Origin of the sequence: Limnohabitans sp. MMS-10A-178 (assembly GCF_003063375.1) — a bacterium.
In the GTDB taxonomy this organism is placed as follows: domain Bacteria; phylum Pseudomonadota; class Gammaproteobacteria; order Burkholderiales; family Burkholderiaceae_C; genus Limnohabitans_A.
In genome coordinates, this window is the sequence record NZ_NERY01000004.1 from 1 (window position 1) to 26,216 (window position 26,216).

The window sequence follows — 26,216 nt, forward strand, 5'->3', positions numbered from 1 at the left end:
TGGCCTTCGGACACGGATTCTGAAGTGAAAAGAAAGTCATTCGCCATGAGGGTTCTCCTGTAAGTTTGGCATGCATGTTGATTTGCGCTGCCAGATGCTTTGGGGCCTCGGCGAACGCTTTAGCAGAATTTATGAATCGCCCTGCAAGTAGTTCTGATAACTCGGCAATAGTTAAAATTATAACTATTTTTTAACAATTTGCATTTGAGCTGTTGTTATTCGCTTGCCTTGCTCACTGACGACGGCCGCGGCCGCTTTGTTAGCTAGTGCTGCCGATTACGCAAGTGTTTAAATGTGGGTTACACCGAATAAGAATGCACCTGCAAACATATCGCTCGCGCCATTGGTATTGACGGCTTAGGTTGGTATCGCGGGTACTTCTGTGCGCTGATTGCCCTGCACAATGATGGAAGCACGCAGTTGTTTGATCAAAATACCCACGGTGCGAGTTTCACCCTGGGACACAGCATGTACCCAAATCCATTGAGCGTGATTTGAAGATGCGCTAACACTTCCGAGTTGATCTGGGTCGTAATGCCCAAAACACTCTATGATGAACAGATTGTAAAGAGGCTCAGACTTGGCTCAGCGATGTAGTTTGCGACGAAGCAGTGGCTTGGCCAAACTTGTCAACAAACCATAGACCCATAGAGAAATGTAGCTTTCACTCTGAGGGTTCCAAGGATTGAAATTAAAACGTCGCTCAGTGCGCCGCGCTTTGTAAAGCCGCATCGGGCTTGACCGTTTTGAGCAAGGCCAGCATGTCGTGCTCAATGCGGTGCAAGGCAGCTTCTGTGTGACCTTCAAAACGCAACACCAACACGGGTGTCGTATTGGACGCACGAATGAGACCAAAGCCATCGGGCCAGTCAACACGCAGACCATCAATGTCAGAAATTTCTGCAGGTGCCGCAAAATGTTGCGCCGCAACTTTCAACAATTGGGCCGTCAACACGTGTGGCTCGCCCTCCTTGCACGAGACATTGAGTTCGGGCGTGCTGAAGCTGCTGGGCAATGCTTTGAGCACCACGTTGGCATCGGCGCTGCGGCTGACAATCTCTAACAAACGGCAACCGGCATAGGTGCCGTCGTCAAAGCCATACCAACGCTCTTTGAAAAAGATGTGGCCGCTCATTTCGCCGCCCAAAGGCGCTTGCCCGCCTTCGGCTTCAATTTGCTTCATTTTGGCTTTGATTAGCGAGTGGCCCGTTTTGAACATCAAGGGCTGACCGCCGGCCGCACGAATGGCTGGTGCCAAACGTTGTGAGCATTTCACGTCAAACAAAATGGTGCCATTGGGCACGCGGCTTAAAACATCTTCTGCAAACATTTGCATCTGACGATCGGGGTAAATGGTTTCACCATCGTTGGTCACAATGCCCAAACGATCGCCGTCGCCATCAAAAGCCAAGCCCAGTTCTGCACCTGTGTTTTTTAATGTGGTGATCAGATCCTTCAAGTTTTCTGGCTTGCTGGGATCGGGGTGATGGTTGGGAAAATTGCCATCGACTTCGCTGAACAACTCAATGACCTCACAACCCAGCGCGCGGAAAATAGCGGGGGCACTGGCGCCTGCAATACCATTGCCAGAGTCGACCACGATTTTCATGGGGCGCTTGACTTGGATGCCCGACACAATTCGTTCAATATACGCAGGCAAGATGTCCACTATGCGCGTGGTGCCGTCTGAACGCAAGACCCAAGACTCTTGCTCAATGATGCTTCTTAGAGCTTGAATTTCGTCACCGTAAATTGCACGGCCACCCATGACCATTTTGAAACCGTTGTCGTCTTTGGGGTTGTGACTGCCCGTCACTTGAATGCCGCTGTCACACACCGTGTTGGCAGCAAAGTAAAGCTGAGGGGTGGTGGTAAAGCCAACGTCAATCACTTTAATGCCCACAGAAATCAAACCGCGCATTAGCGCATCGGACAATGCAGGGCCACTCAGGCGGCCATCGCGTCCAACGGCCACTGTACAACGGCCCTCTTTTAATGCTAAGGTGCCAAACGCGCGACCCAGACCTTCGGCCAAAGCTTCACTCAAAGTTCGTGGGTAGGTACCTCGAATGTCGTAGGCTTTGAAAATGTGGGCTGTGACTTGCATAAAATATGATCGCAATAGAGCTTGGGAAGGTTCGTGAACAGGCTTAAGTCGTCGCAAATATCAAAATTATAACAATAATATTGTAAGTGGGGCCAATTGAAATCGAATACGGTTCACACATGAATTTGCACACCCACATTTCTTACAAATACTTAGAGTGCCTATGGGCCAAACTCACCTAGGCGGTCAGCCCCAAAGGTTTGTAAGGCATTTGGTTTGAGGGGCAAAAACATGCCCCCAAAAAGAGGCTTGGATGTTCGAACCCAGCAACCCCTCTTTCTAATAGCTGAAACTTAGCTGAAAGCTTATTTCCAAGGCCAATGCCCCCAGGGGCGCGCATCACGTAATAGTCTCCAATCCCTGCCTTTGGACTTGTCGGCTGGCACCGAATTTCAACACGCCGTATGGCAACTTTTGATGAGCATTCCCATGTGTCAAACTTGCAGACACGGCCAATTAGCATCAGCCATTGGCTGCAACCCTTTCCGCATCTTCACTTCTGGCCATCTTGTGTTGGGTGGACAAGCTAAAATAACGGGTTATGCTGGGGGCATTTGGTGCGAGCAAGCTTTGCTGCAACTTGAAAGTGCACTGAGCCAGCGGTGAGGACTTGACAAGACCATGTTGTGCAAATGGACGTGAGCCAAAAAGATATTGACAGCTAAGCTTTGAAAATTGAAGGTGAAATTTTTCAATCAGCGCACCACTTTTAAAGTTGCAATATAAAATTTAGAATGATTGCAAATAAACAGCCTAAAGTCTGTCGATACCTCAAAGGAACTATATGTCGAGCATTACTGAAAAATTTATACCAAGCTTAGTCAGAGGTGTTTTGGCATATGCTTTTGCTTTGTCCTATTTGGATACCGTTGCTCAAAACCTCAACCTAGCTACAACGACAGAAAGCACCCTAGGTTTATCAGCTTTCAATTACAAATACGACGAGCCTGGCTATATGACTCTTAAGGCAAATAGAGTGGGCCTGAACTATTCAGCCACATATGCGCCTGGCACCAAATGGCCCAATGCGGCAAATGCTTGGTTTTACAAGGCAGAGTTAGCTTATTCAAACGGCAAAGCCGACTACACAAGCCCGATAAGTGGTATTTTAAGAGATACGCCCAATATGTTTTATGAGGCCCGTCTTTTGGCCGGCAAAGACATCGATATGGGCTCTTATGTCTTGTCCCCTTTCATAGGCGTAGGTTATAGGCATCTGTTCAGTGATTTAGGTTACGAGCGTACTAGCAACTACACCACCATGCCTATTGGTATTACCCATAAAATGAAGCTGGTAGACAACTCACAATTGCACACCACAATGGAGTACACGCATTTGTTGTCTGGGGTGCAAAAAGTTCAACTCATTCAGAACGTCAGCATGGACCAGAAAAGTGGATATGGTATGCGTTTTAGCTTGCTTAGGCGCTTTGAAACATGGTCTTTAGGCCCTACTTTGACCTACTGGAACCTAGACCAATCTGAGGTCGGGGGCCTAACCCCACTGTACGAGCCCAAAAACAAAACGCTAGAAATTGGCTTTAAGGGTGCAATGCACTTCTAAATGCTATGAAAAACCCCAACAATTCACAAAAAAGTCATTTCAAACTAGGCTTTTTGTGTTTTAATTTTTATCTTTGTAACATTCCCTCTCGGAGTTTCCATGTCTAGCAACAAACTTTCAGCTATTTTTGTAGCATCTATTTTGGCAGCCACACAAATGTCTGCTCATGCCCAAACTGGTGCTAGCGCTGCTACCAGCTCTGCTGTGGGTAGCATTAATTCAAATGTGTTTTTTGCCACAGCTGCCGTGGCTTTTATTGCAGCTGCCAGCAGCGGTAGCAGTGGTGCTGCTTCTGTTGTTACCCCTCCAGCTGGTGTAACACCCCCTCCAGCGGCAGGCAATTCAGCCGCAACAGCTACTGCAGCCGCCACACAAGCTGCAGCAGCCAACACAGCTGTTTCTTCTGCGCTTACTTCTTTGTTGGCTGCTGCTGGTTCTAGCCCACCCGCTTCCATTACGGCTGCCTACAACGCTGCCAACACAGCCGCCGCCGCCGCCGCCACTGCTCAAGCAGCAGCAGCTCAAGCAGCCTCTGACCTTGATGTTGCTTCTAAAGTAAACGTGGTGGGCGTTGTGAATGGCGGCCGTACCATTTGCGCTGCTGCTACCTCTTGTACCAAAGCAGAACTTTTGGCCTTGAGCTTGAAAGCCGCCCAAACTGCTGTGGCTGCTGCCGATGCTTCATTCAAAGCTATTACCTTGGCTTTGGCACTTCGTGATCAAATTGTGAGTGTCAATCCTTCAGCTTCTGTGGCCAGTGCCGTTGCGTCGCTTACTACTGCACAAACTGCCGCTGTTGCTGCACAAACTGCAGCTAACGCAAGCATTACCAACTACCAAGCCCTTGCTACTGCTTTTGGTACCACTGGTACAACCATCACTGGTTCTACTGGTACTACAGGTACTACAGGTACTACAGGTACCACAGGTACTACTGGCACCATTTAATCCAACTCTTAGCGTTTAACCAACGCTAGACTTTAATTAGCTCGGGGGTTTGTCCTCCGAGTTTTTTTTTGCAAAAATTAGGCTGCTTGTGAATTGGTTTTTAGTTAAATTGGTGGGTTCAGTAATTGGCATGTTGGCTTTATTGACTGGCTGCATTCAAACACCCGTAACGCAGACCATGGCTGAAGCCTTTGGCAAAGGCAAGAGCGGCAACATTGACGCCATCAAACTCAACCCCAATTTAAAGTATTTAAGAGTAACGCTGCGCGAGCGTGCTGTGCTGATGGTGTTGGGCTATTCAGAAAATTCTCCCAAAGGCACTATGGAAACTTGGTACAGCAGCCAGGGTGAGGTGCTTAAGCTTTTGAACGGGCGCGTGGTGTCTACCAACGGATTTGAAATTGATTGGCGCAACGTGAATGACGTGCCTTTTCCAAATTGGACAGAATTGAATGCTTTGAACTTGAGTGCAACTTCATTTGAATTTAAACGCACTTACGATCAAATGCCCGCCTATCAGTTTGGTATTTCTGAAACTGTGCAGCTGTATGGTGTGCGCACACCTACCAATGCCAACTTGGTAGGCTTGCCTGCAAACCAACTTAAGTGGGTGGAAGAAAAAGTGAAAGGCACTGCACATGGCTTGCCTTCTGCGCGTTATGGCTTAAGTACCAAGAATGGCCAAACCTTTGTGGTTTATGGTGAGCAGTGTTTTTCAAGTGAACTTTGCTTTTCTTGGCAAACTTGGCCTGTGGCTAAGTAAATTTTTATTGGATAGTTAAAAATAATGTTCAATAAATTTGCTACCAGGTTGCTTGCTCATAAAGCTGGTGTGCTCTTAGCTGTTTTCTTGTGTGGCCTTTTAACTTGCAATGGCGTGACTGCGCAAACATTGCAGCTTGCGCACACAGATGGCGAGCGCTTGAGTGATTGGATGCTTCGCCAACCTTCTGGTGCTTTGTTGTACACACCAGGCTTGCAGTGGCAAGTGCCCAGTGAGCGCGAAGCACAAGCTAAGCTCAAGCGCAAAGTGCTTGACGCACTCAACGCAATACCAATGGCTTCTTCAACAGACAAGGCCAACTTAGGCAAATGGGTAGAAGCCTTGCCAGTAACTGGCCGTGTGCGCTTAACCCAGCCCGATGCGCGTTGGCTTCAGGCACACCCTAGCCAAGACCCAGTTTTAAAATCTGACCACAAAGTAGCAATGCCAAACAGGCCCACTTCAGTGAGTGTGGTCATGCAAAGTGGTGGGCTGTGCACGGTGCCGCATGTGGCTGGCGCTCAAGTTAGAAACTATCTTCAAGCATGCGTGCCTTCACAACTAGAAAGCACAGATCGCGCGTACGTTGTTCAACCAGATGGTGCTGTGGCTAACTATGGCATTGCTATGTGGAACCAAGAAGCTCAAGCTGGCATAGCGCCTGGGGCCTTGGTGTGGGCGCCTTCACGGAATAGTGGAATTTCTAATGAGTTGTCTTTGCAGTTGGCACAATTTTTAGCCACTCAAAGTTATGAGAGTTTGGTGGCTAATGTAGGCAGTGGTTTGGCCCCTTATTCTGGCGCGCCTTTAGCTGCAAATGCTTCTTTTACTTCTACCTCTACTGCAACCTCTCGCAGTTTGCCCATCACTGCCAGCGATTGGGGCTTTGTAGGGCTGCTTCAAACACCCAGCGCACGCATGTCGCCAGCGGGTGATGCACGACTCAGTATGAGTCGTGTGTACCCGTATGAGCGAACCAATGTATTTGTTCAGCCCTTCGATTGGCTTGAAGCTGGCTTTAGGTATTCAAACATTAGCAACCTCTTGTATGGTCCATTTGAGCTGTCGGGCACGCAGGCATTAAAGGACAAAAGCATCGACTTCAAACTTCGCTTGCTAGAAGAGTCGGCCTACATGCCGCAAGTGGCCTTGGGCATGATTGACTTTGGTGGCACCGGATTGTTTTCTAGCGAATATGTGGTGGCCAACAAGCGCTTTGGCAACCTAGATGCCAGCTTGGGCATGGGCTGGGGTTACTTAGGGTCTAGTGGCAATGTGCCCAACCCCTTGGCTAAACTTAATTCAAGCTTTAACACTCGCAGTGCAGACTTTGGCATGGGCGGCACCCCCGCTTTCAAATCATTCTTCCGAGGCCCGGCTGCTCTGTTTGGTGGCGTGCAGTACCACACCCCTTGGCGCAACTGGGTGCTGAAGGCTGAATACGATGGCAACAACTATCAAAACGAGCCACAAGCCAACAACCGCAATCAAACGTCTCCCTTTAACTTTGGTGTGGTGTACAGGCCCAACCCGTCTGTAGATTTGTCTTTGGGCTTGGAGCGTGGCAACACCATTATGGTGGGCTTTACTTTGCGCACTTCTTTGCCCAACCTTAGCGTGCCCAAAGTATCTGACCCCCCCACGCCCAAAATTGCCACCACACGCCCACAGCAAGCGCCAGATTGGGTGAGCACGGTGGCCGATGTTACGTACATGAGCAGCTGGGTGGTTCAAAAAATTGCCCTCCATGGCAGCGTGATGCAAGTAGACATTGAGGCATTGTCGGGCGCTCATTGGAATGAACGGCTGCACCGAATTTTGACCATTCTGCACCGCGATGCACCGGCCAATATCCAAACCTTTGAGCTCAATTTGAACGACCAAGGTGTGCCGCTTACACAGCGAGTGGTTAACCGCGAAGCTTGGGTAAAGCAAAACACGCAACTGGTGCCGCCTGCTGAAGTGGTGCCCGCTATTGTGGCTGTAGAGCCGCCTGTTCAAACTTATCAAACTGTTTCAAATAGAACCGGCCTTAAGCTTAAGCAAGATAAACCCAACACGCCTGAGTGGGAGCGAACGCCTGCTTTGTTTGGCTTTGGTGTGGTGCCAAGTTGGCAACAAAACATTGGGGGCCCCGATGGTTTCTTGTTGTTTAGAGTGGGCCTTTCGGTGCCCATGCAGCTCAGAATTAGCAACAACGTTGCCATTACAGGCTCGCTAGGCCTGAATTTGTATGACAACTTTGGCAAGTTTAAATATACCGCCCCCAGTGACATGCCCAGGGTGCGCACGTATTTGCGGGAGTACATGACGGCGTCTAAGTTCAATGTGCCCAACTTACAAATTACCCACTTTTCTGATTTGGCTCCCAACCACTATTACAGCGTGTATGCAGGCTACTTGGAAAGCATGTATGCGGGTGTGGGGGGCGAGTGGATGTACCGCAAGTGGCACAGCCCCTTTGCCTTTGGGGTAGACATTAACCGTTTGCAGCAGCGCAGCTTTAACCAATTCTTTGGCTTTAGCAACGCGGGCGAACAAACAGGCTACCGTGTAACCACAGGGCATGCCACAGCTTACATAGACACTGGCTGGCAAAACACCCACCTCAAACTAAGCGCTGGCCGCTATTTGGCGGGCGATTTGGGCGTAACCTTGGATGTGGGCAAAACATTTGCCAACGGTGTATCGGTGGGGGCTTGGGCTACCAAGACCAATGTATCGGCCCAAAGGTTTGGCGAGGGCAGCTTTGACAAAGGCTTTTACCTGCGCATACCTTTTGACGTAATGACCACCTCACGCAGCGGCAATGTGGCCAACTTGTTTTACAACCCCCTCACGCGCGATGGTGGTGCTAAGCTAAACCGAGACTTTACGCTGTTTGGTGCTACCAGCCCGCGCAGCCAGCGCGAGACCAGCTACATGCCGGCGGCTTTGCCTTTGAACAGGGGTAACTGAGAAAAAGCTTTGGCTGCTGCTAGGCTTTTTTCTCTTTTCTTGGTTTAGTAGCCGTTGGGGTTTTGTGATTGCCAGCGCCAAGAGTCTTGGCACATTCTGGCTACGTCTAGCTTGGCTTTCCAGCCTAGTTCTTGTTCGGCCAGTTGGGTGTCGGCAAAGTATTCGGGCACATCGCCTGCGCGTCTGGCTACAAACTTGTAGGGCAGGTGAATGTGGTTAACCTTGGCAAAGGTGTCTGCCATTTCTTTCACGCTCACTCCTTTGCCGGTGCCTAAATTAACGGTAATGCTTTGCTGTTTGGTTTTCAGATAGTTAAGCGCTGCCAAGTGGCCTTGGGCCAAATCCACCACATGAATGTAGTCGCGCACGCCAGTGCCGTCGGGCGTGGGGTAGTTGTTGCCAAAAATGCTTAAAAACTCGCGCTTGCCCACGGCCACTTGCGTGATGAAGGGCATGAGGTTGTTGGGAATACCATTGGGGTGCTCGCCTATGGTGCCGCTAATGTGCGCGCCCACGGGGTTGAAGTAGCGCAAGATGGCTACCTGCCACAGGTTAGGATTTTTGGGGTCATTTTTGGGTGTCTAATCGCATCAAAAATTGATATGAATGTTGGGTCTAATCATATCAAGTTGGTTTTGAGCAAAGTTGCAGAATGGACGGAGTGGTTCAATTGTTGTAAATCTGACTGGTAAGGATGAATGTTTAATTTCTCAACTGTGCTCAAGGGCATGTTCTGGCTGTGCTTCGTGGCAGTGAATACGCTGGCTTTAAGCCCTGCGCCTTATTTGCCGCCAGTATTTGACTGGTGGGACAAGGCGCAGCATGCCATTGCGTTTGGTACTTTGGCGGTGTTGGCGGTGCTGGCTTATCCTGGTGTTTCTAAGGTGCGCATAGGCTTGTTGCTAATTGCGCATGGGGTGTTGATTGAGGTGTTGCAGTACTTCACGGGTTATCGGTTTGGCGATTGGCAAGATGCGCTGGCGGATGGGGTGGGGGTATTGGTGGGGTTGGTGCTGGCGCGGCTGATGGTTTTTTGGTCATTTCACAAAAGCCCTTGATGTGTCGATGAAAGTTGAAATGATCGACATGTGGTGTGGACATGTCGTCGCAATCGACATATCATCATAACGTGTCGATAAAAGAGAATTATTCAACCATGAGCCACTTCCAAGATGCCTGGCAGGCCGAAAAGCCTTACAACAGCCTGCCACCCTTGCCACTTCTGCCAGCTGCGTCTGACTTCGAAACTCGAGCAGTATTGAAGGCATGCATTACCGCTCGCGCAGCGTTGGCTGAGCTAAAGCAGTCTGCAGATTTAATTCCCAACCAGACCATGCTGATAAATACGATACCTTTGCTGGAGGCAAAAGACAGTTCTGAAATTGAAAACATTGTGACCACAACAGACAGGCTGTTTCAGCATGCGCAGTGGGAACACCAAGCAGACCCAGCGACCAAAGAAGCGCTTCGATATCGCTCTGCACTTTACAAAGGTTTTCAATCGTTGAAGGATCGTCCACTTTGTACGGTCACTGCCGTTGAAATTTGTCGAACGCTGAAAGGGGTAGACCTGGATATTCGCAAAACGCCAGGTACGCAGCTGATCAACGACACAACAGGTGAGGTCATTTACACGCCACCAGAGGGTGAAAGCAATCTGCGGGAAATGTTGGCCAACTGGGAGCGCTTTATTCACAACGAGGATGATGTAGACCCACTGGTGAGAATGGCTGTGGGGCATTACCAATTTGAGGCGATCCATCCTTTTGAGGATGGCAATGGCCGTACCGGCCGTGTGATCAATATTTTGTATTTGATTCAACAAGATTTATTGCAGCTTCCAATTTTGTACCTTAGCCGTCACATCATTGCCAACAAGTCAGACTATTACAAACTCCTTTTGAACGTCACGCGTGATGGCGCCTGGGAGCCATGGATTTTGTTCATGCTGAAAGCGGTGGAAGAGACCTCCCGCTGGACCACTCAGAAGATTGCTGCCATTCGAAATTTGTCGGAGCACACCACCGAATTTGTTCGTCTTAGCGTGCCAAAAATTTACACCCGAGAGTTGGTGGATGTTATTTTTGAGCAGCCATATTGCCGCATTTCAAACTTGGTGAATAAGGGTGTGGCAAAACGACAGGCAGCCTCCAAGTACCTCAAAGACATGGTGGCATTGGGTGTGCTGGTTGAGCAGCCAGCGGGTAAAGAAAAGCTATTTATTCATCCAAAGTTGATGAAGTTACTAAGCTATGACAGCAATCAGTTTGTGCCTTACTTTGGAGTGGAAACCGAATGATTCAAACTTTTATTTTTTGGAGGCGTTCGCTTCCTTTACTTTTGAGTGGGTTCATGTTGCTGAATGCAGCTGGACAAGTTCAAGCGCAGTCGGCTTTTCAAGTTCAATCGCCCGTTTTAAAAATGCGTGCCGATGGCCCCGATGCTGAGGCTCTGGGCAAAGAGCAAGGGTACAAGCCTTGTATACAAGCGTTGCTCAAGCCCGAGTGCCGCGTGGGTGCTTGGTCGGCCTCGGTTTCTGCTTACTCTAAGTATGCAGTGAAGCCTTCGGCAAATCCATGGGCTTTGCCCGATCATGAAGCACCGCCGCCCATTACTTGGCGCTGGGGCCTGTTTTCTAAAAACTTAGACGATTTTATGGATGCCACGCAAACCACAGGTTTGCTGATCATTCACAAAGGCAAAGTGGTGGCCGAGCGCTACCAATACGACCGCAAACCCGGCATGCCCATGCGTTCGTTTTCCATGGCCAAAACATTCACGGCCATGTTGGTGGGCATAGCGCATGGCAAGGGACATATTCGTTCATTGGATGACAAAGCCTCCGACTATTGGCCCGAAATTGCCAACTCGGCGTATGGCCAAACCACCATTCGCAATTTGCTGCGCATGTCGTCGGGTGTGCCTTTTAGAGAGCTGTACACCTGGACGCCAGACGACGACAACTGGGTGTGGGGGCAAGTGCTGTACCACCCCAGCAATACCAATGCGCCTCAACGCATTAGCGAGTATTTGAATGGCAAGACAACGCGCGATATAGAGCAGGGGCAACGCTTTCACTATGCCTCTATCGAAACAGAAATTTTGGGCAGAGTGCTTAGCCGCTCTACTGGTAAGTCTGTGACTGCCCTCACGGAAGAGTGGTTGTGGCAACCCATGGGCGCGCAAGACCGTGCGCATTGGCATGCCTCTACCACCGATGGTGCTGAGGGTGTGGCAGGTAGCTTCAATGCGTCTTTGCGCGACTATGGACGCTTTGGCATGTTGCTGGCCAACGATGGCATGCGTGATGGCGTAGAAATTATTCCGCGCGACTATGTGTTGGATGGCACCGATGTGTCTAAGCAGCCCCCAGGTTTTAAACCGCGCGTGGCCACGCCGTATTTTGGTTATGGCTATCAGACTTGGCTGCAGCCCAACAAGACACGCACCTTTGCATTGCAAGGCATTCATGGGCAAAGCATGTTAATTCAACCGGCCAATCAAATTGTGATTGTGCAAACCTCGGCCAACTTCAAACCCAGTGGGCAGCAGGATATGCGGCCTTATCACTATAGGGCTGCGTTGTGGGCGGGGGTGTTGAGGAGTTTGGGGGGGGATGTGGGGGAGTGATTTTTTAATTCATAGCAAAGCATCTGCAAGCTCAGCAAATCCTGCGCCGCGCTCTTGGTAGGTAATGTATTTGGGCAAATGTTTTAACTCGTGTTCGAAGCGCCTGATATTGGCCACGCCCACACTGTGCGTGAAATGTTCAAACATCACTTGGTCGTTGGTTGAGTCGCCCACATAGACCCATTGATCTAGTTCTTGAGCTAATTCTCTTCCTGTTAGCTCTTTAAGAATCCACTTTGCGCCATGCCATTTGTTGTGATCACCAAACCAAGCGTTGATGTGGATGCTGCTGACTGTGGCGGTCATGCCTTCTTGATTTAGCAACGCTACCACTTGTTGTATTTTTTCAGGTGACAGGTGATGAAACTCGCTGTGGTCAAACGCAATGTCAGTTTCTCGTCCTGCTGAGTCTTGAGCCATCACGGTGCCCGGTATTTCTTGCAGCACTTTTTGGGCAATGCGTTGCATTTGCTCAAAGTTGTGAGTGCGTGTGGCTTGTTCTTGTTGGTAGATTTTGCTAACTTGGTTGTTTTGTGCGTTGTGCACCAAGGCCACTGCGCCGTTTTCTGCAACTAGAGCATCGACTGGCCAAGTCGATGCAAATGGCATGCTCCAACCTACGGGCCTTCCGGTAATGGGGATGACCATGAGGCCTGCAGTTTTTAACTGGTGCAGAGCTTGGAGCGCATCAGGCGTGATGGCGCCTTCGGTGGTGAGGGTGTCGTCAATGTCGGTGAAGACGCCTCTGATTTTTTGGCGTGCAGTGCTGGGCCAAGTGCTTAAAGGCTGCAATTTATGTTCTCTTGGAGGCTTCGCCTAGTTTTTCTGTAAGCCAAACTTTCATGAGGGATTGATAAGGGACGTCCAATTTATTGGCCTGACGTCGGATGCCATCTAATAAGCTGTCAGACAAGCGCAAAGAAATACTGGTGGTGGATGGCTTGAGGTTGGTGAATTTCGCGACTTGCATTTTTGATGCATCGAAATACTCAGTGGCGTCATTGGCCGCATCTTCCCAAAACTTTCTTTCAGCGGCTTCACTTTTAAATTTAGGAATAGCCTTCAAGCTGGATTTGATACTGCTTTGAAGCTTAGTTTGCTTTGGCATAAACAAGCCTTTCTTTTCGATGTTGATCTCTGGCAGAAATGATTCGAATGAGGGTATTGTTTTCACGCAATGTGAAGACAACAGTCAACAAGCGCCTTTCATGGGTAATGCCTAAAGCCAAGAATCTGGGTTCAGATTGGCTGTGTTTGGCATCGTGGTTGAGTAGGAGCGGGTCGTTGAAGAAAATTTCCTCTGATTCGGAGGGAAGCACATCATGTTTTTGATCGCTTTTTTCTGCATTGCCATGGTCCCACTCAAACCCGACGATGAGATCGAGGTTGAGCATGTGTGTATGTTATGAACATATACGCTATTGGTCAACCCAAACTTCAAACTTGCAAGTAGACGTGAGTTATCAGCCAGCCGACCCCAACGCCAATCCCGCATGCTCGCGCAGCGGATGGAAGTGAATCTTTGGAAAGCGTTCTTGCGCTAAACGCACGTCATATGGCGAAGTGCAAAGGTATGCCAATGTATCTGCGGCATCCAGAGCCATGCGCTGTGGATACGCGTTTAAGAACTCTCTGAGTTCTGCAGGCGTATCGGCTGTAATCCAACGCGCGCCAGTGTACTGGCAGCCTTCTAGCCTGACATCGCAATCGTATTCAGCCTTCAAGCGGTGCTGCACCACTTCAAACTGCAACTGGCCCACGGCGCCAAGCAACATAGGGCCGCCCACTTCGGGTTTGAACACCTGAATGGCACCTTCTTCGCCCAGCTGGTCTAGGCCGGCTTGGAGTTGTTTGGTTCTGAGCGGGTTCTTCAAGATCACGGTCATGAACAGCTCGGGCGCAAAGAAGGGCAGGCCGGTGAACAGCAAGTTGGCGCCGTCGGTAATGGTGTCGCCCAACTGTACGCCGCCATGGGTGGTGAAGCCAATGATGTCGCCTGCATAGGCTTCGTCTACGGCTTCGCGTCTTTGGCTCAAGAAAGTCACCACGCTGGTGGGGCGCAGTTCTTTGCCTGTGCGTTGCACTTTGAGTTTCATGCCGGGGGTGTACTTGCCCGAGGCCATGCGCACAAACGCTATTCGGTCGCGGTGCGAGGGGTCCATGTTGGCTTGTACTTTGAACACCACACCGGCAAAGGCGGCGTCTTCTGGCTGCACTTCTTTGATCACCGGCTGCTTGTTCACAATGAGTGAGCTGGTGCGGGGCTTGGGCGAGGGGGCCAAGTCGACCAATGCGTCGAGCACTTCCATCACACCGAAATTGTTGACACCGGAGCCGAAGAACACGGGGGTTTGTTTGCCTGCTAAGAAGGCTTCTTTGTCGAATGAGGGTGATGCGCCTGTGGCCAGTTCCATGCTTTCTAATGCAGTAGCAAATTCAGCGCCAAAGCGTGTGTGCAGTGCAGCTTCTTCAGACAGGGGCATGGCTTCGAAGTCTTGCGGCAAGCGCTCGCTGCCCGACTCAAACACGGTCATGGCTTGGGTGCGCAAGTTGATGATGCCGCCAAACAATTTGCCTTGGCCTACGGGCCAGGTCATGGGCACGCAGGGCATGCCCAGCTCGCGTTCTACTTCGTCAAGAATATCCAATGGGTCGCGAACTTCGCGGTCCATTTTGTTCACGAAGGTGATGATGGGTGTATCGCGCTGGCGGCAAACTTCAATGAGCCTGCGGGTTTGGGCTTCCACACCGTTGGCGGCGTCAATCACCATGAGGGCGGAGTCTACGGCTGTTAAAACGCGATAGGTGTCTTCGCTAAAGTCTTTGTGGCCGGGGGTGTCGAGCAGGTTGATGACATGGTCGCGGTACAGCATTTGCATGACGGAGGAGGCCACCGAAATGCCGCGCTGCTTTTCAATTTCCATCCAGTCGGAGGTGGCGTGGCGCGAGGCTTTGCGGGCCTTGACGGAGCCGGCAATTTGAATGGCGCCCGAGAACAGCAAGAGCTTCTCGGTGAGCGTGGTTTTGCCCGCGTCAGGGTGAGAAATGATGGCAAACGTCCGGCGGCGCCGGGTTTCTTGGGCGTAAGTCAATGTGGCTCCAGGGGGAATTTGGGTGTCTGGGTTGGAATCCAGATAAGCCGCTAGTATAATTTGCGCAATTCCGAGGAGCGTTGCAGCGGCCCCCACTAGATTCAACAAGAGTCTTTCAGTGGCGAGGACGTGAGGCTCGGAACCCTACTTTGCAACGACGCTCATCCACTTTTCTGCGGGATGAGCTCTATTTTTTCATTGAGCTCTATTGATTTTTATCAGTTTTTCCCTCTGAGATGTGGTTTCAAACTTTAATTTGGAGCTCACCATGAATGCACGCTTAAACACCGCCGTTAACGCCGATTGCGCCATTGCCGATATCGGCCTGGCCGATTGGGGTCGCAAAGAAATCAAAATTGCCGAGACAGAAATGCCCGGTTTGATGGCCATCCGCAAAGAATTTGCCGCCGCTCAGCCCCTCAAAGGTGCCCGCGTAACTGGCTCTTTGCACATGACCATTCAAACAGCCGTGCTGATTGAAACCCTGCAAGCTTTGGGCGCCCAAGTGCGCTGGGCTTCTTGCAACATTTACTCTACACAAGACCACGCTGCGGCAGCCATTGCGGCCAACGGCACGCCTGTGTTTGCGGTGAAGGGCGAGAACCTCACTGAGTACTGGGACTACACCCACCGCATTTTTGACTTCGGTGCCAAGGGCACTGAAGGCGAAGGCCCCAACATGATTTTGGACGACGGCGGCGACGCAACGCTTCTGATGCACTTGGGCAAGCGCGCAGAAACAGATCCTTCTTTGTTGGAAAACCCAGGCTCTGAGGAAGAGACTTGCTTGTTTGCCGCCATCAAAGCCAAGCTGGCCGAAGACAGCACTTGGTACAGCCGCAAGGGCGCCCAAATCATTGGCGTGACCGAAGAAACCACCACTGGCGTGCACCGCTTGAACGAGATGAGCGCCAAGGGCGAATTGATGTTCCGCGCCATCAACGTGAACGATTCTGTGACCAAGTCTAAGTTTGACAACTTGTACGGCTGCCGCGAGTCTTTGGTAGACGGCATCAAGCGCGCTACCGATGTGATGATTGCAGGCAAAGTGGCTGTGGTTGCCGGTTACGGTGACGTGGGCAAGGGCAGTGCACAAGCATTGCGCGCTTTGAGTGCCCAAGTTTGGGTAACAGAAATTGACCCGATCAACGCTTTGCAAGCCGCCATGGAAGGTTACAAAATTGTGACCATGGATTACGCTGCAGACAAGGCCGACATTTTTGTAACGGCCACTGGTAACAAGCACGTTATTACGCATGACCACATGGTGGCCATGAAAGACGAAGCCATCGTTTGCAACATCGGTCACTTCGACAACGAGATCGACATTGCTTCCGTTGAGAAGTACACATGGGAAGAAATCAAGCCCCAGGTGGACCACATTGTGTTCCCCGATGGCAAGAAAATTATCATGTTGGCCAAAGGCCGCTTGGTGAACTTGGGTTGCGGCACTGGCCACCCTAGCTTTGTGATGAGCACTTCTTTTGCCAATCAAACCATTGCGCAAATTGAATTGTTCACACGCCCCGATGCGTACGAAAACGGCAAGGTCTATGTGTTGCCCAAGCACTTGGACGAGAAGGTTGCACGTTTGCACCTCATGAAGGTTGGCGCCATGTTGACTGAGTTGTCAGACATGCAAGCGGCTTACATTGGCGTGAACAAAAACGGCCCTTACAAGCTCGACACATACCGTTATTGATCCAATATTTTGCGCATTGACCAATTGTTAGTAGAGCGCGGCCTGGCCGCGTCTCGTTCGCAGGCCCAACGGCTGATTGCGGCAGGTGTTCAGTGGCGTACGCCACCGGGCGCTTTGCCAACTGCCGTGCTAGAGGCTGTGAAGTCTTCCGTGGAATGGCGCAAGATTGGTAAAAACAAAGACGAGGTGCCCAGCGATGCAGAAATTGTGTTGCTGGACGACTCTGAGTCTAAGTATGTATCGCGAGGTGGTTTGAAACTGGAAGGTGCACTGCGTGACAGTGGCGTTTCGGTTTCAGGCCTTCGTTGTATGGATGTGGGGCAGAGTACCGGTGGTTTTACCGAGTGCTTGCTTTTGAATGGTGCCGCCGAAGTGGTGGGCATTGATGTAGGCCATGGCCAAGTGCATCCGAGGGTGCGTGAAGATGCGCGCGTGATTTGCATTGAAGGTGTGAATGCGCGCGAACTCATGCCCGATGACGAGCGCATTCCCGATGCTGAAGCTGGCTTTGATGTGATGGTGGGCGATGTGTCGTTTATCTCACTGACGCTGGTGTTGCATGGGGTGGTGCCGTTCTTGAAGCCGGGTGGCGTGTTGTTGATGTTGGTGAAGCCGCAGTTTGAATTGCAGCCCGAGAACATTGGCAAAAATGGTTTGGTGAAAGACCCCGCCATGTACCCCGTGATTGAAAAACGCATTCGCACTTCACTCAAAGAGTTGGGCTTGAAAGTGACCGGTTGGTACGACAGCGCCATTGAAGGTGGCGATGGCAATCGTGAGTTTTTTGTGCAGGCGGTGAAGCCTCCAGAAGACTGAAAAAACAGAACAAATTGATTGAGTTGGCTGAATAAGCGGGCTCATTGAGAGCGATGAAAAAATTACCAGTTAGCTTTGAATTTTTTCCACCAAAAACGCCTGAAGGTGCTGAGAAGCTGCGCGTTGTGCGTCAACAGCTTTACACCCAAGCACCAGAGTTTTGTTCAGTGACTTATGGTGCCGGCGGCTCTACGCAAGAAGGCACCTTTGGTACTGTGGGCGAGATTTTGAAAGAAGGCGTTGACGCTGCTTCGCACTTCTCTTGCATTGGTGCCAGTGAAGAATCTGTGCGCAATGAATTGGCCACATTGAAGGCCATGGGCGTGAAGCGCTTGGTAGCTTTGCGCGGCGATTTGCCCAGCGGCTACGGCATGGGCGGCGCGTTTCATTACGCATCCGATTTGGTGGCCTTTATTCGCAAAGAAACAGGCGACTATTTCCACATTGAAGTGGCGGCATACCCAGAAATTCATCCGCAGGCCAAGTCTGCAGAGTCCGATTTGCAGGCCTATGTTTCCAAAGTGAAGGCTGGCGCCAACTCGGCCATTACCCAGTATTTTTACAATTCCGACGCGTACTTCCGCTTTGTGGACGATGCGCACAAGTTGGGTGCCGATGTGCCGGTGGTGCCGGGCATTATGCCTATTGGCAGCTCTACACAGCTGCTTCGTTTTTCAGATGCATGCGGCGCAGAAATTCCACGCTGGATTCGTTTGCGTTTGCAGGGCTATGGTGATGACACCGCGTCTATCAAGGCGTTTGGCTTAGATGTGGTGGCCGATTTGTGCGATCAGCTGCGCAATGCGGGTGTGCCAGCGTTGCACTTTTATACGATGAACCAGAGTGCGACCACTTTGGAGTTGTTGAAGCGATTGGCTTAATCAGCGCTCATCAAAACTCATCACCACCTCTTTGCTGGTGGGCTTGGCTTGGCAGCTGAGTACAAAGCCTTGCTCGGCTTCCCACTTTTCTAAGGTGAAGTTCTTTTCCATTTCGACACTGCCTTGCATGACTTTGGCGCGGCAGGTACAGCACACGCCGCCTTTGCATGAGTAGGGCAAGTCCAAGCCTGCAGCCAACGCTACATCCAAAATTTTGTCAGTGACCGACATCTGCATTTGATGCTTCTTGCCATCGAGCAAAATGGTGAGTGCTACTTCGCCTTTAGATTCTGGCGCGTTACCCAATACGACTTGTTTGCGTTCATTGGCAGGCAAAGCTTCTAGGGTGGGCGATGTGAATCGCTCAGTGCGAATATTGCGCGCAGGTACGCCTACTTCTATCAATGCTTTTTCTGTGGCTTCAATCATGGCATCTGGGCCGCAAATGAAGACCTCGTCCATACTGGCCGCAGGCAAAAGACTGCTCACAATTTCTTTGACTTTGGCAGCATCAATGCGGCCTTCAAGCAAAGGCACTTCTTGCGCTTGGCGCGACAACACATGAATGAGTGTGAGTCTGTTGGGGTAGCGATCTTTGAGATCTTGTAACGCTTCGTTGAACATCACGCTGTCCATGCGGCGGTTGCCGTAGACCAAGGTGAATTTGGATTTTGGTTGCTGCTCTAAGGTGGTGGCCAATATGGACAAGATGGGAGTGATGCCTGAGCCTGCTGCAAAACCTACACGGTGAATGGCGCGTGGACGTTGAACGGTGAAGCGACCATCGGCGGGCATGACGCGCATGACGTCGCCTACTTTGAGTTTGGTTGCGGCCCAATTAGAAAATACACCGCCTTGTACGGGACGAATGCCTACTTCTAGGGTGCCAGTTTTTTTGAATGAATTTTCTGAAGAGCTGATGGAATAACTGCGGCGCACATCGTTGCCATCAATGGTGGCGCGCAAAGTTAAAAACTGACCGGCTTTGAAATTGAAACCACTTTGCAATTCGGTGGGCACTTGCAAGGTGATAGCCACTGCACCAGCTGCTTCAGGGGTAATGTCGGCAACTTGAAGGTCGTGAAATTTGAAAGCGATCATGGTGCGAAATTTTTAATTGGGTGCGTTGTTCTTTGCAGTTTGCAACGCTGCTTCAATAAGGTTTGAAGTAATCAAACGGCTCCATGCAATCGAGGCAGCGGTAAAGCGCTTTGCAGGCGGTGGAGCCAAAGTGAGATGTTTCGGTGGTGTTGTCTGAGCCGCATTGTGGGCAGGCCACGGCCAGCAATTCGTGACCGCCAGGATTGCTGGCGCTGCGCGCTGCAAATTGCACGATGCTGGTGTTGCCTTGCGTTAAGCAATCGTGATCTGCCCCGCTGTGCGGTGGCGCAATGCCATAAGCGCGAAGTTTGTCTTTGGCCTCTTGCGTCATCCAATCGGTAGTCCACGCGGGTGCCAGTTGAGTCACCACGCGGCCGTGCAATCCGTATTCATACAGCAAGTTGCGCACATCATCTTCAATTTGACCCATGGCAGGGCAGCCGCTGTAGGTGGGCGTGATGACCACTTCCAATTGTTCACTGCCATCTTGCGCAAGCACACTGCGCACATCGCGCAAGATACCCAATTCGCGCAGTGTGACCACAGGAATTTCGGGGTCGGTTAGCGACTCTAATAATTGCCACGCCTGATCAACTGCGGATAGCACTTGCATTTGATTTACCAAGTGGCGTTGGGATGCGCACGCGGCAAGCTTTGCATTTCGGCCAACATAAAACCCAAATGCTCGGAGTGAACACTGTGTTTGCCTGTGGGCACAAAGCCGCCATCTGCTGGACGCTTGAGAGTGGCTTCTAACAATGCATCGTTCACAATTTGATTCCAGTCGTTTTGCAAACTGGCCATGTCGAGCTTTGTGATGCGCGCAGCTTCTGCTTCGTATGCGCTGTGGGTCCAAAACTCTTGCGTATAAGGCATGAGATGATTAACCGCCGCTTGTGCACGTGCATGCGATTCTGCAGTGCCATCGCCCATGCGCAACAACCAATCGCGTGAATGGCGCAAGTGGTAACGAACTTCTTTGAGCGACTTGGCAGCAATGGCAGCCAGTTGTGCGTGCGGTGCATGCTGCAGTTTGTCCCACACCAACACCATGAGCGAGCTGTACAAAAAGTTGCGAACCAAGGTGGTGGCAAAGTCTCTGTCGCTGGCCGATGTGCCAGCAAGCGGAGGATGGTTTGGCAACTCTAGCAGTGTGTAGTTTTTAAAGTCAGGCACATCGCGGAAAAAAGCCAGTGTGTCTTCTGTGGCGCCGTTGCCAATTTGTGCAGCCGCTTCTTGGTACAGCAAACGTGCTTGACCCACCAAGTCCAAGCTGTTGTTAGACAGCGCAATGTCTTCTTCCAAAATAGGGCCATGGCCAGACCATTCGGCATTGCGTTGGCCCAACACCAAAGCGTTGTCGGCCAAGTGAAGCAGATAGTCTATTGGCAATGTGTGATTCACTGTTGCTTGCGCGGCTGACATTACATGTGCCCCACTTCATTAGGAATTTCGTAGAAGGTGGGATGGCGATAAACCTTGTCGCTGGAAGGCTCGAAGAACTCCGATTTGTCGTTGGGCTCACTGGCCGCAATGGAAGAAGATTGCACCACCCAAATGCTCACGCCTTCTTGGCGACGCGTGTAAACATCGCGTGCCATTTGCAAAGCGTGTTGTGAATCGGATGCGTGCAAACTGCCGCAGTGCTTGTGCTCAAGGCCTTGCTTACTGCGCACAAACACTTCCCACAAGGGCCACTCTTTGAGTGCGGGTGAGGAGGAGTTGGCTGCAGCATTCGATGCAGTAGGTTTTTGATCTGCGCTCATGCAGCCTCCTTCAAATTCTTTTGAGCTTGTTTCTCAGCTTGTTTTTTGGCGTGCGCCAAAGCAGCATCGCGCACCCATTGACCATCGTTCCAAGCTTTGACGCGAGCGCCCAAACGTTCTTTGTTGCAAGGACCGTTGCCATTGACCGTGGCCCAAAATTCGTCCCAATCAATTTGGCCGTAATCGTGGTGTTGGCGTTCTTCGTTCCACTTCAAATCGGGGTCGGGCAAAGTGACTCCCAAAATTTTGGCTTGCGGTACGGTGGCGTCCACAAACTTTTGGCGCAGGTCATCGTTGCTAATGCGCTTGATGCCCCAGCGCATGCCTTGCACGCTGTTAGGGCTATCGGCATCGGGTGGTCCAAACATGGCCAAGCATTTCCACCACCAACGATTGACTGCGTCTTGCACCATGGCTTTTTGTTCGGCAGTGCCTTGCATCATGACCAGCAATGCTTCGAAGCCTTGGCGCTGATGGAAACTTTCTTCTTTGCAAACGCGAATCATGGCGCGTGCATAAGGGCCATAAGAGCAACGGCACAAAGGAATTTGATTCATGATGGCCGCGCCATCGACCAGCCAGCCAATGACGCCCACATCGGCCCAAGTGAGTGTGGGGTAGTTGAAGATAGAGCTGTACTTGGCTTTGCCGGTGTGCAATGCATCGAGCATTTGATCGCGGCTGGTGCCCAGCGTTTCGGCTGCGCTGTACAAATACAAACCATGGCCGGCTTCGTCTTGCACCTTGGCAATCAAAATGGCTTTGCGCTTGAGGCTAGGCGCACGGCTGATCCAATTGCCTTCGGGCAACATGCCCACAATTTCGCTGTGTGCGTGTTGGCTAATTTGGCGCACCAATGTTTTGCGATAAGCATCGGGCATCCAATCGCGTGGCTCCACTTTGCCATCGGCATCGATGCGCGCATCGAACTGCGTTTGCAAAGCCACATCCGCTTCTGACAAAGCTTTGGGCACCGATTTGAGTGCAGCTGTATTGGCCGAGTTGTTTGTGTCGGGTGCATCCGGCACATTGAAGGATTGCGTGTACATGGGCTTCTCCTCGCTTTTTAAGCGTGTTTGAAGCGGAGTATATCAATTACCCGACCGGTCGGTCGGTTAATTGATCTTCAAAGTTTTAGGGGTTTTGCTAGCAATGCTGAAAATGCTTCAACTGTGCTCAACCGCCCAACTGTGCCCCGTGCCTCTGGCCAATGCCGGCCCCACCACTTCCATCGCCTCGCGCAATTTGTCCTTGAGGGTAAAAGGCGCATTGACCACAAACATACCGCTGGCTGACAAGCCGGCCGAGCTGCCGTCGGTATTGCGGCCAATGGACAAGGTGAGGTTGATCCAAGGTTTTTGGGATTGATTGCTCAAAGTACGCAAGCGTTTGGGCAAATCGTGTGCCTCGGGCCTAGGAATGATGGGGTACCAAACCAAGTAAGTGCCCGTGGCAAAACGCTTCAGGCAGTCTTGTATGTTAGCGGCCACTTTCCCGTAATCGCTTTTAATTTCATAGCTTGGATCCATGAGCACCATGGCGCGCTTGGAGCCTGTGGCCGAAGGCGGCGGGGGCAACATCTTTTTGAGCGACTCAAAACCATCTTCACGGGCAATCATGATGCTGCGACCTGCGTCGAGTTGCGCCACGTTGGATGCCAAGGCTTTGCTGTCGGTGGGATGCAATTCAAACAGCCGCAATTTGTCGCGCGCGTCTTTGCGCAGCATGGCGTGAAGGATGAATGGCGAGCCAGGGTAGAACTTGGCTTGGCCGTTGGGGTTGAAGCTGGCAATCATGTCCAGATAAGCCTGAAGAGCCTCCGGAATAGGCTTGGCGTCTTTTTTCGAAGCGGCTTCGTCAAGTTGGCTGAGCAGTTTGAAAATGCCGTCTTGCGCTTCGCCGCCGGTTTCGGAATAGTCGCCATCCAACCTGTAAAGACCCGCACCCGCATGGGTGTCGATGATGGTGATACCGCCCTCTTTTTGCTGCAGGTGCTGCAAGGTGGCAATCAAGGTGAGGTGCTTGATGACATCGGCGTGGTTGCCGGCGTGGAAGGCGTGTCTGTAACTGAACATGGCTAGATGGTAACGCCTGAGCCCCGTTTATTGCCAAAAAACCCTTGCAAAACAACAATTTTGTCGTTTAGAATCGAGGGCTTCGCAGCGCATTAGTGATCCCGCGGCGGAGGGCAACATGCCAACCCCACCTAAGAGGTTCCCAAAAGAGGAACACCGACCGTGGAAAAGGATCCAACAAACCTTCTTTTAAAGAGAAAACTCATGACCAAAACGTTCAGCGCAAAACCCGCTGACGTGACGCACGAGTGGTTTGTGATTGACGCGACCGACAAGGTCCTCGGACGAGTAGCCAGCGAAGTTGCTCTCCGTTTGCGCGGCAAACACAAGGCCATTTATACGCCTCACGTCGATACTGGCGACTTCATTGTCGTCGTCAACGCAGCACAACTCAAAGTGACTGGCACCAAGTCTTTGGACAAGGTGTACTACCGCCATTCTGGTTACCCAGGCGGCATCACAGCCACTAACTTCCGCGACATGCAGTCCAAGCACCCTGGACGCGCGCTCGAGAAGGCCGTTAAGGGCATGTTGCCCAAAGGTCCTCTGGGCTACGCCATGATCAAAAAACTCAAGGTGTACGGTGGCGCTGAGCACCCCCACACCGCCCAACAGCCTAAAGTGCTGGAAATTTAAGGAGCCTTGAGAATGATTGGTGAATGGAACAATGGCACCGGCCGTCGCAAATCTAGCGTCGCCCGCGTGTTTCTGAAAAAAGGCTCTGGCAAGATCACGGTCAATGGCAAGGACATCCAAGCCTACTTCGGCCGCGAAACTTCGATCATGATCGCTAAGCAACCCCTGTTTTTGACAAACAATGTCGAGACTTTCGACATTCAAATCAATGTGCACGGTGGCGGCGAATCTGGTCAAGCTGGTGCAGCCCGTCACGGCATTACTCGTGCCCTGATTGACTATGATGCTTCTTTGAAGCCCGTGCTCAGCCAAGCTGGTTTTGTCACTCGTGACGCCCGCGAAGTTGAACGTAAAAAGGTTGGCTTGCACTCTGCTCGTCGCCGTAAGCAGTTCTCTAAGCGTTAATCGCATTCAGACTGTTACAAGAAAACCGCACTGTTTGTTCAGGGCGGTTTTTTTTCGTCTGTGCCCGTAAGCCCCTTTTATCAAGGCAGTTATTCAAACTTAATTCTTGACTGATCCACTATACTACTCACCTAGCAGACGGAGAAAATCATGAGCGCCTTAGCCGAAACAGTCCAAACAGAAATGCCCGAACCCATTGTCTTCACCGACAGTGCCGCCGCCAAAGTGGCCGACCTCATTGCCGAAGAAGGCAACCCAGATTTGAAACTGCGCGTGTTTGTGCAAGGTGGTGGTTGCTCAGGCTTCCAGTACGGCTTCACGTTTGACGAAATCGTGAACGAAGACGACACCACCATGACCAAACATGGCGTGTCATTGCTCATCGATGCCATGAGCTACCAGTACCTCATTGGCGCCGAAATTGATTACAAAGAAGACCTGCAAGGCGCGCAGTTTGTGATCAAGAACCCCAACGCCACCAGCACTTGTGGCTGCGGCTCATCTTTTTCAGCCTGATCCATTCAGATTGAAGCTGGGCTATCTGGGATAGATAGCCCCCAACACACGGGCGCCTCGAGCGCCCGTTACGCTTTCTAGGCTGCCCGTTTCTCGCTTCATGGCTTTGGCGGCAAGCCATGCAAAGGCTGCTGCTTCTACTTGCAAAGGCGGCAAGCCGTGTGCATCAGTAGAAGCCACTTGCACACCTGGCGCATGCGCTTGCAAGCGCGACATGAGTTGCGCGTTGAGTGCACCACCTCCACACACCCACAATTGAGTTGCTTCAGGCGCATGGCGTTTTAAATCTTGAGCAATGGCCATAGCAGTGAACTCGCACAGCGTGGCTTGTATATCGACAGCTTGCAGATCGACAGCTTGAAAGCTAGAGCGCAAATGTTGTTGCAACCAAGTGGGGTTGAACAAATCGCGGCCTGTGCTTTTGGGCGGCGATTGATGAAGGAATGCTTCGGTCAACAAGCTTTGCAAGAGCGAAGGAATGACTTGGCCTTGCGCAGCCCAATCGCCGTTGGCATCGTAATCTTTGCCTTGATGCACATGAATCCAGTGGTCCATGAGCGCATTGCCAGGGCCGCAATCGAAGCCAATGATTTCTGCGTTTGGAGTTAAGGCATTTCGCAAAATACTGATGTTGGAAATGCCGCCAATGTTGACTACGGCCACGGTGTGCGCAGGCTTGCCAAAAATTTCTGCATGGAAGGCCGGCACCAAGGGTGCGCCTTGTCCACCTGCCGCCAAATCGCGTGTGCGAAATTCGGCCACCACATCAATGCCAGTGAGCTCAGCCAACAAAGCAGGGTTGTTGAGTTGCAGGGTGTAGCCTACTGCGGATTGGCCTGTGGCAGGGTCGGCATCAAACTCAAGCGGGCGATGACGCACAGTTTGGCCATGTGCGCCAATGGCTTGAATGTCATTGGCTTGCATGCCACTGGCTTTGAGCAAGGCATGAACCACTTGCGCGTAGCTTCTTGCCAAGTGATTGCCAGCCAATGCGGCGCGATGCAACTCGTTGTTGCCAGGTGTATTCAAACTCAGAAGTTCTGCGCGAAATTCAGGGTCAAATGGTTGAAAGACATGTTGCAACACTTTCAGTTGGCGCGTGTTGGACAACAAAGAAGGAGACGAGTTTTGAAGCAAAACACCATCTACACCATCGAGCGAGGTGCCAGACATCAAGCCAATGAAGTATTGCAAGTGAGCTTTAGTCGCCGGTGTGAGCGGTGGGGAGTTGGGCGCAGAGGAGGAGGTCAACCTGG

27 protein-coding genes, 1 pseudogene and 1 riboswitch are annotated in these 26,216 nt (G+C 51.3%); of the genes and pseudogenes, 14 read left to right on the top strand and 14 right to left on the bottom strand.

All coding sequences use genetic code 11. The features are described 5' to 3' along the window. Positions 1 to 357: 357 nt before the first annotated feature. Positions 358 to 561: a glycosyltransferase N-terminal domain-containing protein gene (locus B9Z32_RS14265; RefSeq protein WP_108421908.1), complete on the bottom strand. Its 204-nt coding sequence runs from the start codon at positions 559 to 561 to the stop codon at positions 358 to 360. 142 nt (positions 562 to 703) lie between these two features. Further along, positions 704 to 2,107 carry a phosphomannomutase/phosphoglucomutase gene (locus B9Z32_RS13160; RefSeq protein WP_108421909.1) on the bottom strand — a complete coding sequence of 468 codons (1,404 nt, stop codon included), beginning with the start codon at positions 2,105 to 2,107 and terminating at the stop codon, positions 704 to 706. Positions 2,108 to 2,479: 372 nt separating this feature from the next. Between B9Z32_RS13160 and B9Z32_RS14315 the strand changes: the two genes are divergently transcribed. From B9Z32_RS14315 to B9Z32_RS13190, 5 genes are all read left to right on the top strand, one after another. Continuing rightward, positions 2,480 to 2,713, top strand: a complete 234-nt coding sequence (locus B9Z32_RS14315) for an MGMT family protein (protein WP_108421910.1) — start codon at positions 2,480 to 2,482, stop codon at positions 2,711 to 2,713. 178 nt (positions 2,714 to 2,891) lie between these two features. Then, positions 2,892 to 3,671: a hypothetical protein gene (locus B9Z32_RS13170; RefSeq protein WP_146179497.1), complete on the top strand. Its 780-nt coding sequence runs from the start codon at positions 2,892 to 2,894 to the stop codon at positions 3,669 to 3,671. 99 nt (positions 3,672 to 3,770) lie between these two features. Further along, the gene (locus tag B9Z32_RS14150; RefSeq protein ID WP_158268226.1) at positions 3,771 to 4,619 is read left to right on the top strand and encodes a hypothetical protein; all 849 of its coding nucleotides are present in this window, start codon (positions 3,771 to 3,773) and stop codon (positions 4,617 to 4,619) included. 130 nt (positions 4,620 to 4,749) lie between these two features. Next, positions 4,750 to 5,382, top strand: coding sequence for a YjbF family lipoprotein (locus tag B9Z32_RS13185; protein WP_146179498.1), 633 nt, complete (start codon positions 4,750 to 4,752; stop codon positions 5,380 to 5,382). Positions 5,383 to 5,451: 69 nt separating this feature from the next. After that, positions 5,452 to 8,340, top strand: a complete 2,889-nt coding sequence (locus tag B9Z32_RS13190) for a YjbH domain-containing protein (protein WP_158268227.1) — start codon at positions 5,452 to 5,454, stop codon at positions 8,338 to 8,340. Between the two features lie 44 nt (positions 8,341 to 8,384). Here B9Z32_RS13190 and B9Z32_RS13195 read toward each other — a convergent pair. Then, positions 8,385 to 8,888 (bottom strand): annotated as a pseudogene (locus B9Z32_RS13195) (GDP-mannose 4,6-dehydratase); the annotation flags it as partial. Between the two features lie 150 nt (positions 8,889 to 9,038). On the opposite strand from B9Z32_RS13195, the gene B9Z32_RS13200 reads away from it, so the two are divergent. The 3 genes from B9Z32_RS13200 (at position 9,039) to B9Z32_RS13210 (ending at position 11,970) form a co-directional block, all read left to right on the top strand. Further along, positions 9,039 to 9,398 carry a VanZ family protein gene (locus tag B9Z32_RS13200; protein ID WP_199220005.1) on the top strand — a complete coding sequence of 120 codons (360 nt, stop codon included), beginning with the start codon at positions 9,039 to 9,041 and terminating at the stop codon, positions 9,396 to 9,398. A 98-nt stretch (positions 9,399 to 9,496) separates the two neighbouring features. Further along, the gene (gene fic, locus B9Z32_RS13205; protein WP_108421917.1) at positions 9,497 to 10,639 is read left to right on the top strand and encodes a protein adenylyltransferase Fic; all 1,143 of its coding nucleotides are present in this window, start codon (positions 9,497 to 9,499) and stop codon (positions 10,637 to 10,639) included. 53 nt (positions 10,640 to 10,692) lie between these two features. Continuing rightward, on the top strand, positions 10,693 to 11,970 hold the full coding sequence (locus B9Z32_RS13210) for a serine hydrolase (RefSeq protein ID WP_158268228.1): 1,278 nt from the start codon (positions 10,693 to 10,695) through the stop codon (positions 11,968 to 11,970). A 9-nt stretch (positions 11,971 to 11,979) separates the two neighbouring features. Here B9Z32_RS13210 and B9Z32_RS13215 read toward each other — a convergent pair whose 3' ends face one another. The 4 genes from B9Z32_RS13215 to B9Z32_RS13230 all read right to left on the bottom strand — a co-directional run bounded on the left by B9Z32_RS13215 (position 11,980) and on the right by B9Z32_RS13230 (position 15,062). Then, positions 11,980 to 12,762: an HAD family hydrolase gene (locus B9Z32_RS13215; protein ID WP_108421919.1), complete on the bottom strand. Its 783-nt coding sequence runs from the start codon at positions 12,760 to 12,762 to the stop codon at positions 11,980 to 11,982. 1 nt (position 12,763) lies between these two features. Continuing rightward, the gene (locus B9Z32_RS13220; protein WP_108421920.1) at positions 12,764 to 13,078 is read right to left on the bottom strand and encodes a BrnA antitoxin family protein; all 315 of its coding nucleotides are present in this window, start codon (positions 13,076 to 13,078) and stop codon (positions 12,764 to 12,766) included. Continuing rightward, positions 13,062 to 13,364, bottom strand: a complete 303-nt coding sequence (locus B9Z32_RS13225) for a BrnT family toxin (RefSeq protein ID WP_108421921.1) — start codon at positions 13,362 to 13,364, stop codon at positions 13,062 to 13,064. Before B9Z32_RS13225 ends, B9Z32_RS13220 begins: the two co-directional genes overlap by 17 nt. A gap of 69 nt (positions 13,365 to 13,433) precedes the next feature. Then, on the bottom strand, positions 13,434 to 15,062 hold the full coding sequence (locus tag B9Z32_RS13230; protein WP_108422061.1) for a peptide chain release factor 3: 1,629 nt from the start codon (positions 15,060 to 15,062) through the stop codon (positions 13,434 to 13,436). Positions 15,063 to 15,128: 66 nt separating this feature from the next. Further along, positions 15,129 to 15,232, top strand: a riboswitch (S-adenosyl-L-homocysteine riboswitch). 98 nt (positions 15,233 to 15,330) lie between these two features. On the opposite strand from B9Z32_RS13230, the gene ahcY reads away from it, so the two are divergent. Genes ahcY through metF form a run of 3 tightly spaced genes read left to right on the top strand, consistent with a single transcriptional unit; the run spans position 15,331 to position 18,461 of the window. Beyond that, positions 15,331 to 16,764 carry an adenosylhomocysteinase gene (gene ahcY, locus B9Z32_RS13235; RefSeq protein WP_108422062.1) on the top strand — a complete coding sequence of 478 codons (1,434 nt, stop codon included), beginning with the start codon at positions 15,331 to 15,333 and terminating at the stop codon, positions 16,762 to 16,764. 9 nt (positions 16,765 to 16,773) lie between these two features. After that, a complete protein-coding gene (locus B9Z32_RS13240; protein ID WP_108421922.1) occupies positions 16,774 to 17,580 on the top strand; it encodes a TlyA family RNA methyltransferase in 807 nt (268 codons plus the stop codon). Positions 17,581 to 17,633: 53 nt separating this feature from the next. Continuing rightward, on the top strand, positions 17,634 to 18,461 hold the full coding sequence (gene metF, locus B9Z32_RS13245; RefSeq protein ID WP_108421923.1) for a methylenetetrahydrofolate reductase [NAD(P)H]: 828 nt from the start codon (positions 17,634 to 17,636) through the stop codon (positions 18,459 to 18,461). Here the strand turns inward: metF and paaE are convergent, their stop codons facing one another. From paaE to B9Z32_RS13275, 6 genes are all read right to left on the bottom strand, one after another. Beyond that, complete coding sequence (gene paaE / locus B9Z32_RS13250) at positions 18,462 to 19,562, bottom strand: 1,2-phenylacetyl-CoA epoxidase subunit PaaE (protein ID WP_108421924.1); 1,101 nt, start codon at positions 19,560 to 19,562, stop codon at positions 18,462 to 18,464. A gap of 52 nt (positions 19,563 to 19,614) precedes the next feature. Continuing rightward, positions 19,615 to 20,175, bottom strand: coding sequence for a 1,2-phenylacetyl-CoA epoxidase subunit PaaD (gene paaD / locus B9Z32_RS13255; protein WP_199220006.1), 561 nt, complete (start codon positions 20,173 to 20,175; stop codon positions 19,615 to 19,617). A 5-nt stretch (positions 20,176 to 20,180) separates the two neighbouring features. Next, positions 20,181 to 20,987, bottom strand: a complete 807-nt coding sequence (gene paaC, locus B9Z32_RS13260; RefSeq protein ID WP_108421925.1) for a 1,2-phenylacetyl-CoA epoxidase subunit PaaC — start codon at positions 20,985 to 20,987, stop codon at positions 20,181 to 20,183. Beyond that, positions 20,987 to 21,328, bottom strand: coding sequence for a 1,2-phenylacetyl-CoA epoxidase subunit PaaB (gene paaB / locus B9Z32_RS13265; protein WP_108421926.1), 342 nt, complete (start codon positions 21,326 to 21,328; stop codon positions 20,987 to 20,989). The genes paaC and paaB overlap by 1 nt, the downstream gene beginning before the upstream one ends. Next, positions 21,325 to 22,377: a 1,2-phenylacetyl-CoA epoxidase subunit PaaA gene (paaA, locus tag B9Z32_RS13270; protein ID WP_108421927.1), complete on the bottom strand. Its 1,053-nt coding sequence runs from the start codon at positions 22,375 to 22,377 to the stop codon at positions 21,325 to 21,327. The genes paaB and paaA overlap by 4 nt, the downstream gene beginning before the upstream one ends. Before the next feature lie 117 nt (positions 22,378 to 22,494). Continuing rightward, positions 22,495 to 23,403: a 23S rRNA (adenine(2030)-N(6))-methyltransferase RlmJ gene (locus B9Z32_RS13275; protein WP_108421928.1), complete on the bottom strand. Its 909-nt coding sequence runs from the start codon at positions 23,401 to 23,403 to the stop codon at positions 22,495 to 22,497. Positions 23,404 to 23,607: 204 nt separating this feature from the next. On the opposite strand from B9Z32_RS13275, the gene rplM reads away from it, so the two are divergent. The 3 genes from rplM (at position 23,608) to erpA (ending at position 24,960) form a co-directional block, all read left to right on the top strand. Continuing rightward, the gene (gene rplM, locus B9Z32_RS13280; protein WP_108421929.1) at positions 23,608 to 24,039 is read left to right on the top strand and encodes a 50S ribosomal protein L13; all 432 of its coding nucleotides are present in this window, start codon (positions 23,608 to 23,610) and stop codon (positions 24,037 to 24,039) included. 12 nt (positions 24,040 to 24,051) lie between these two features. Next, entirely contained in the window at positions 24,052 to 24,444 is a 393-nt protein-coding gene (gene rpsI, locus B9Z32_RS13285; RefSeq protein WP_108421930.1) for a 30S ribosomal protein S9, read from the top strand. A 150-nt stretch (positions 24,445 to 24,594) separates the two neighbouring features. Continuing rightward, positions 24,595 to 24,960 (top strand): iron-sulfur cluster insertion protein ErpA, encoded by a 366-nt coding sequence (gene erpA, locus B9Z32_RS13290; protein ID WP_108421931.1) that lies wholly within the window; start codon positions 24,595 to 24,597, stop codon positions 24,958 to 24,960. 21 nt (positions 24,961 to 24,981) lie between these two features. On the opposite strand, the gene B9Z32_RS13295 is transcribed toward erpA, so the two are convergent. Continuing rightward, positions 24,982 to 26,154, bottom strand: coding sequence for an anhydro-N-acetylmuramic acid kinase (locus B9Z32_RS13295; RefSeq protein WP_255416660.1), 1,173 nt, complete (start codon positions 26,152 to 26,154; stop codon positions 24,982 to 24,984). Between the last annotated feature and the right edge of the window lie 62 nt (positions 26,155 to 26,216).

Excerpts from the sequence above, each read along its gene's own strand:
- B9Z32_RS13160 (WP_108421909.1), bottom strand. The coding sequence starts at position 2,107 with ATGCAAGTCACAGCCCACATTTTCAAAGCCTACGACATTCGAGGTACC.
- B9Z32_RS13170 (WP_146179497.1), top strand. The coding sequence starts at position 2,892 with ATGTCGAGCATTACTGAAAAATTTATACCAAGCTTAGTCAGAGGTGTT.
- B9Z32_RS14150 (WP_158268226.1), top strand. The coding sequence starts at position 3,771 with ATGTCTAGCAACAAACTTTCAGCTATTTTTGTAGCATCTATTTTGGCA.
- B9Z32_RS13185 (WP_146179498.1), top strand. The coding sequence starts at position 4,750 with ATGTTGGCTTTATTGACTGGCTGCATTCAAACACCCGTAACGCAGACC.
- B9Z32_RS13200 (WP_199220005.1), top strand. The coding sequence starts at position 9,039 with ATGTTTAATTTCTCAACTGTGCTCAAGGGCATGTTCTGGCTGTGCTTC.
- fic (WP_108421917.1), top strand. The coding sequence starts at position 9,497 with ATGAGCCACTTCCAAGATGCCTGGCAGGCCGAAAAGCCTTACAACAGC.
- B9Z32_RS13210 (WP_158268228.1), top strand. The coding sequence starts at position 10,693 with ATGTTGCTGAATGCAGCTGGACAAGTTCAAGCGCAGTCGGCTTTTCAA.
- B9Z32_RS13220 (WP_108421920.1), bottom strand. The coding sequence starts at position 13,078 with ATGCCAAAGCAAACTAAGCTTCAAAGCAGTATCAAATCCAGCTTGAAG.
- B9Z32_RS13225 (WP_108421921.1), bottom strand. The coding sequence starts at position 13,364 with ATGCTCAACCTCGATCTCATCGTCGGGTTTGAGTGGGACCATGGCAAT.
- ahcY (WP_108422062.1), top strand. The coding sequence starts at position 15,331 with ATGAATGCACGCTTAAACACCGCCGTTAACGCCGATTGCGCCATTGCC.
- metF (WP_108421923.1), top strand. The coding sequence starts at position 17,634 with ATGAAAAAATTACCAGTTAGCTTTGAATTTTTTCCACCAAAAACGCCT.
- paaE (WP_108421924.1), bottom strand. The coding sequence starts at position 19,562 with ATGATCGCTTTCAAATTTCACGACCTTCAAGTTGCCGACATTACCCCT.
- paaD (WP_199220006.1), bottom strand. The coding sequence starts at position 20,175 with ATGCAAGTGCTATCCGCAGTTGATCAGGCGTGGCAATTATTAGAGTCG.
- paaC (WP_108421925.1), bottom strand. The coding sequence starts at position 20,987 with ATGTCAGCCGCGCAAGCAACAGTGAATCACACATTGCCAATAGACTAT.
- paaB (WP_108421926.1), bottom strand. The coding sequence starts at position 21,328 with ATGAGCGCAGATCAAAAACCTACTGCATCGAATGCTGCAGCCAACTCC.
- paaA (WP_108421927.1), bottom strand. The coding sequence starts at position 22,377 with ATGTACACGCAATCCTTCAATGTGCCGGATGCACCCGACACAAACAAC.
- B9Z32_RS13275 (WP_108421928.1), bottom strand. The coding sequence starts at position 23,403 with ATGTTCAGTTACAGACACGCCTTCCACGCCGGCAACCACGCCGATGTC.
- rplM (WP_108421929.1), top strand. The coding sequence starts at position 23,608 with ATGACCAAAACGTTCAGCGCAAAACCCGCTGACGTGACGCACGAGTGG.
- rpsI (WP_108421930.1), top strand. The coding sequence starts at position 24,052 with ATGATTGGTGAATGGAACAATGGCACCGGCCGTCGCAAATCTAGCGTC.
- erpA (WP_108421931.1), top strand. The coding sequence starts at position 24,595 with ATGAGCGCCTTAGCCGAAACAGTCCAAACAGAAATGCCCGAACCCATT.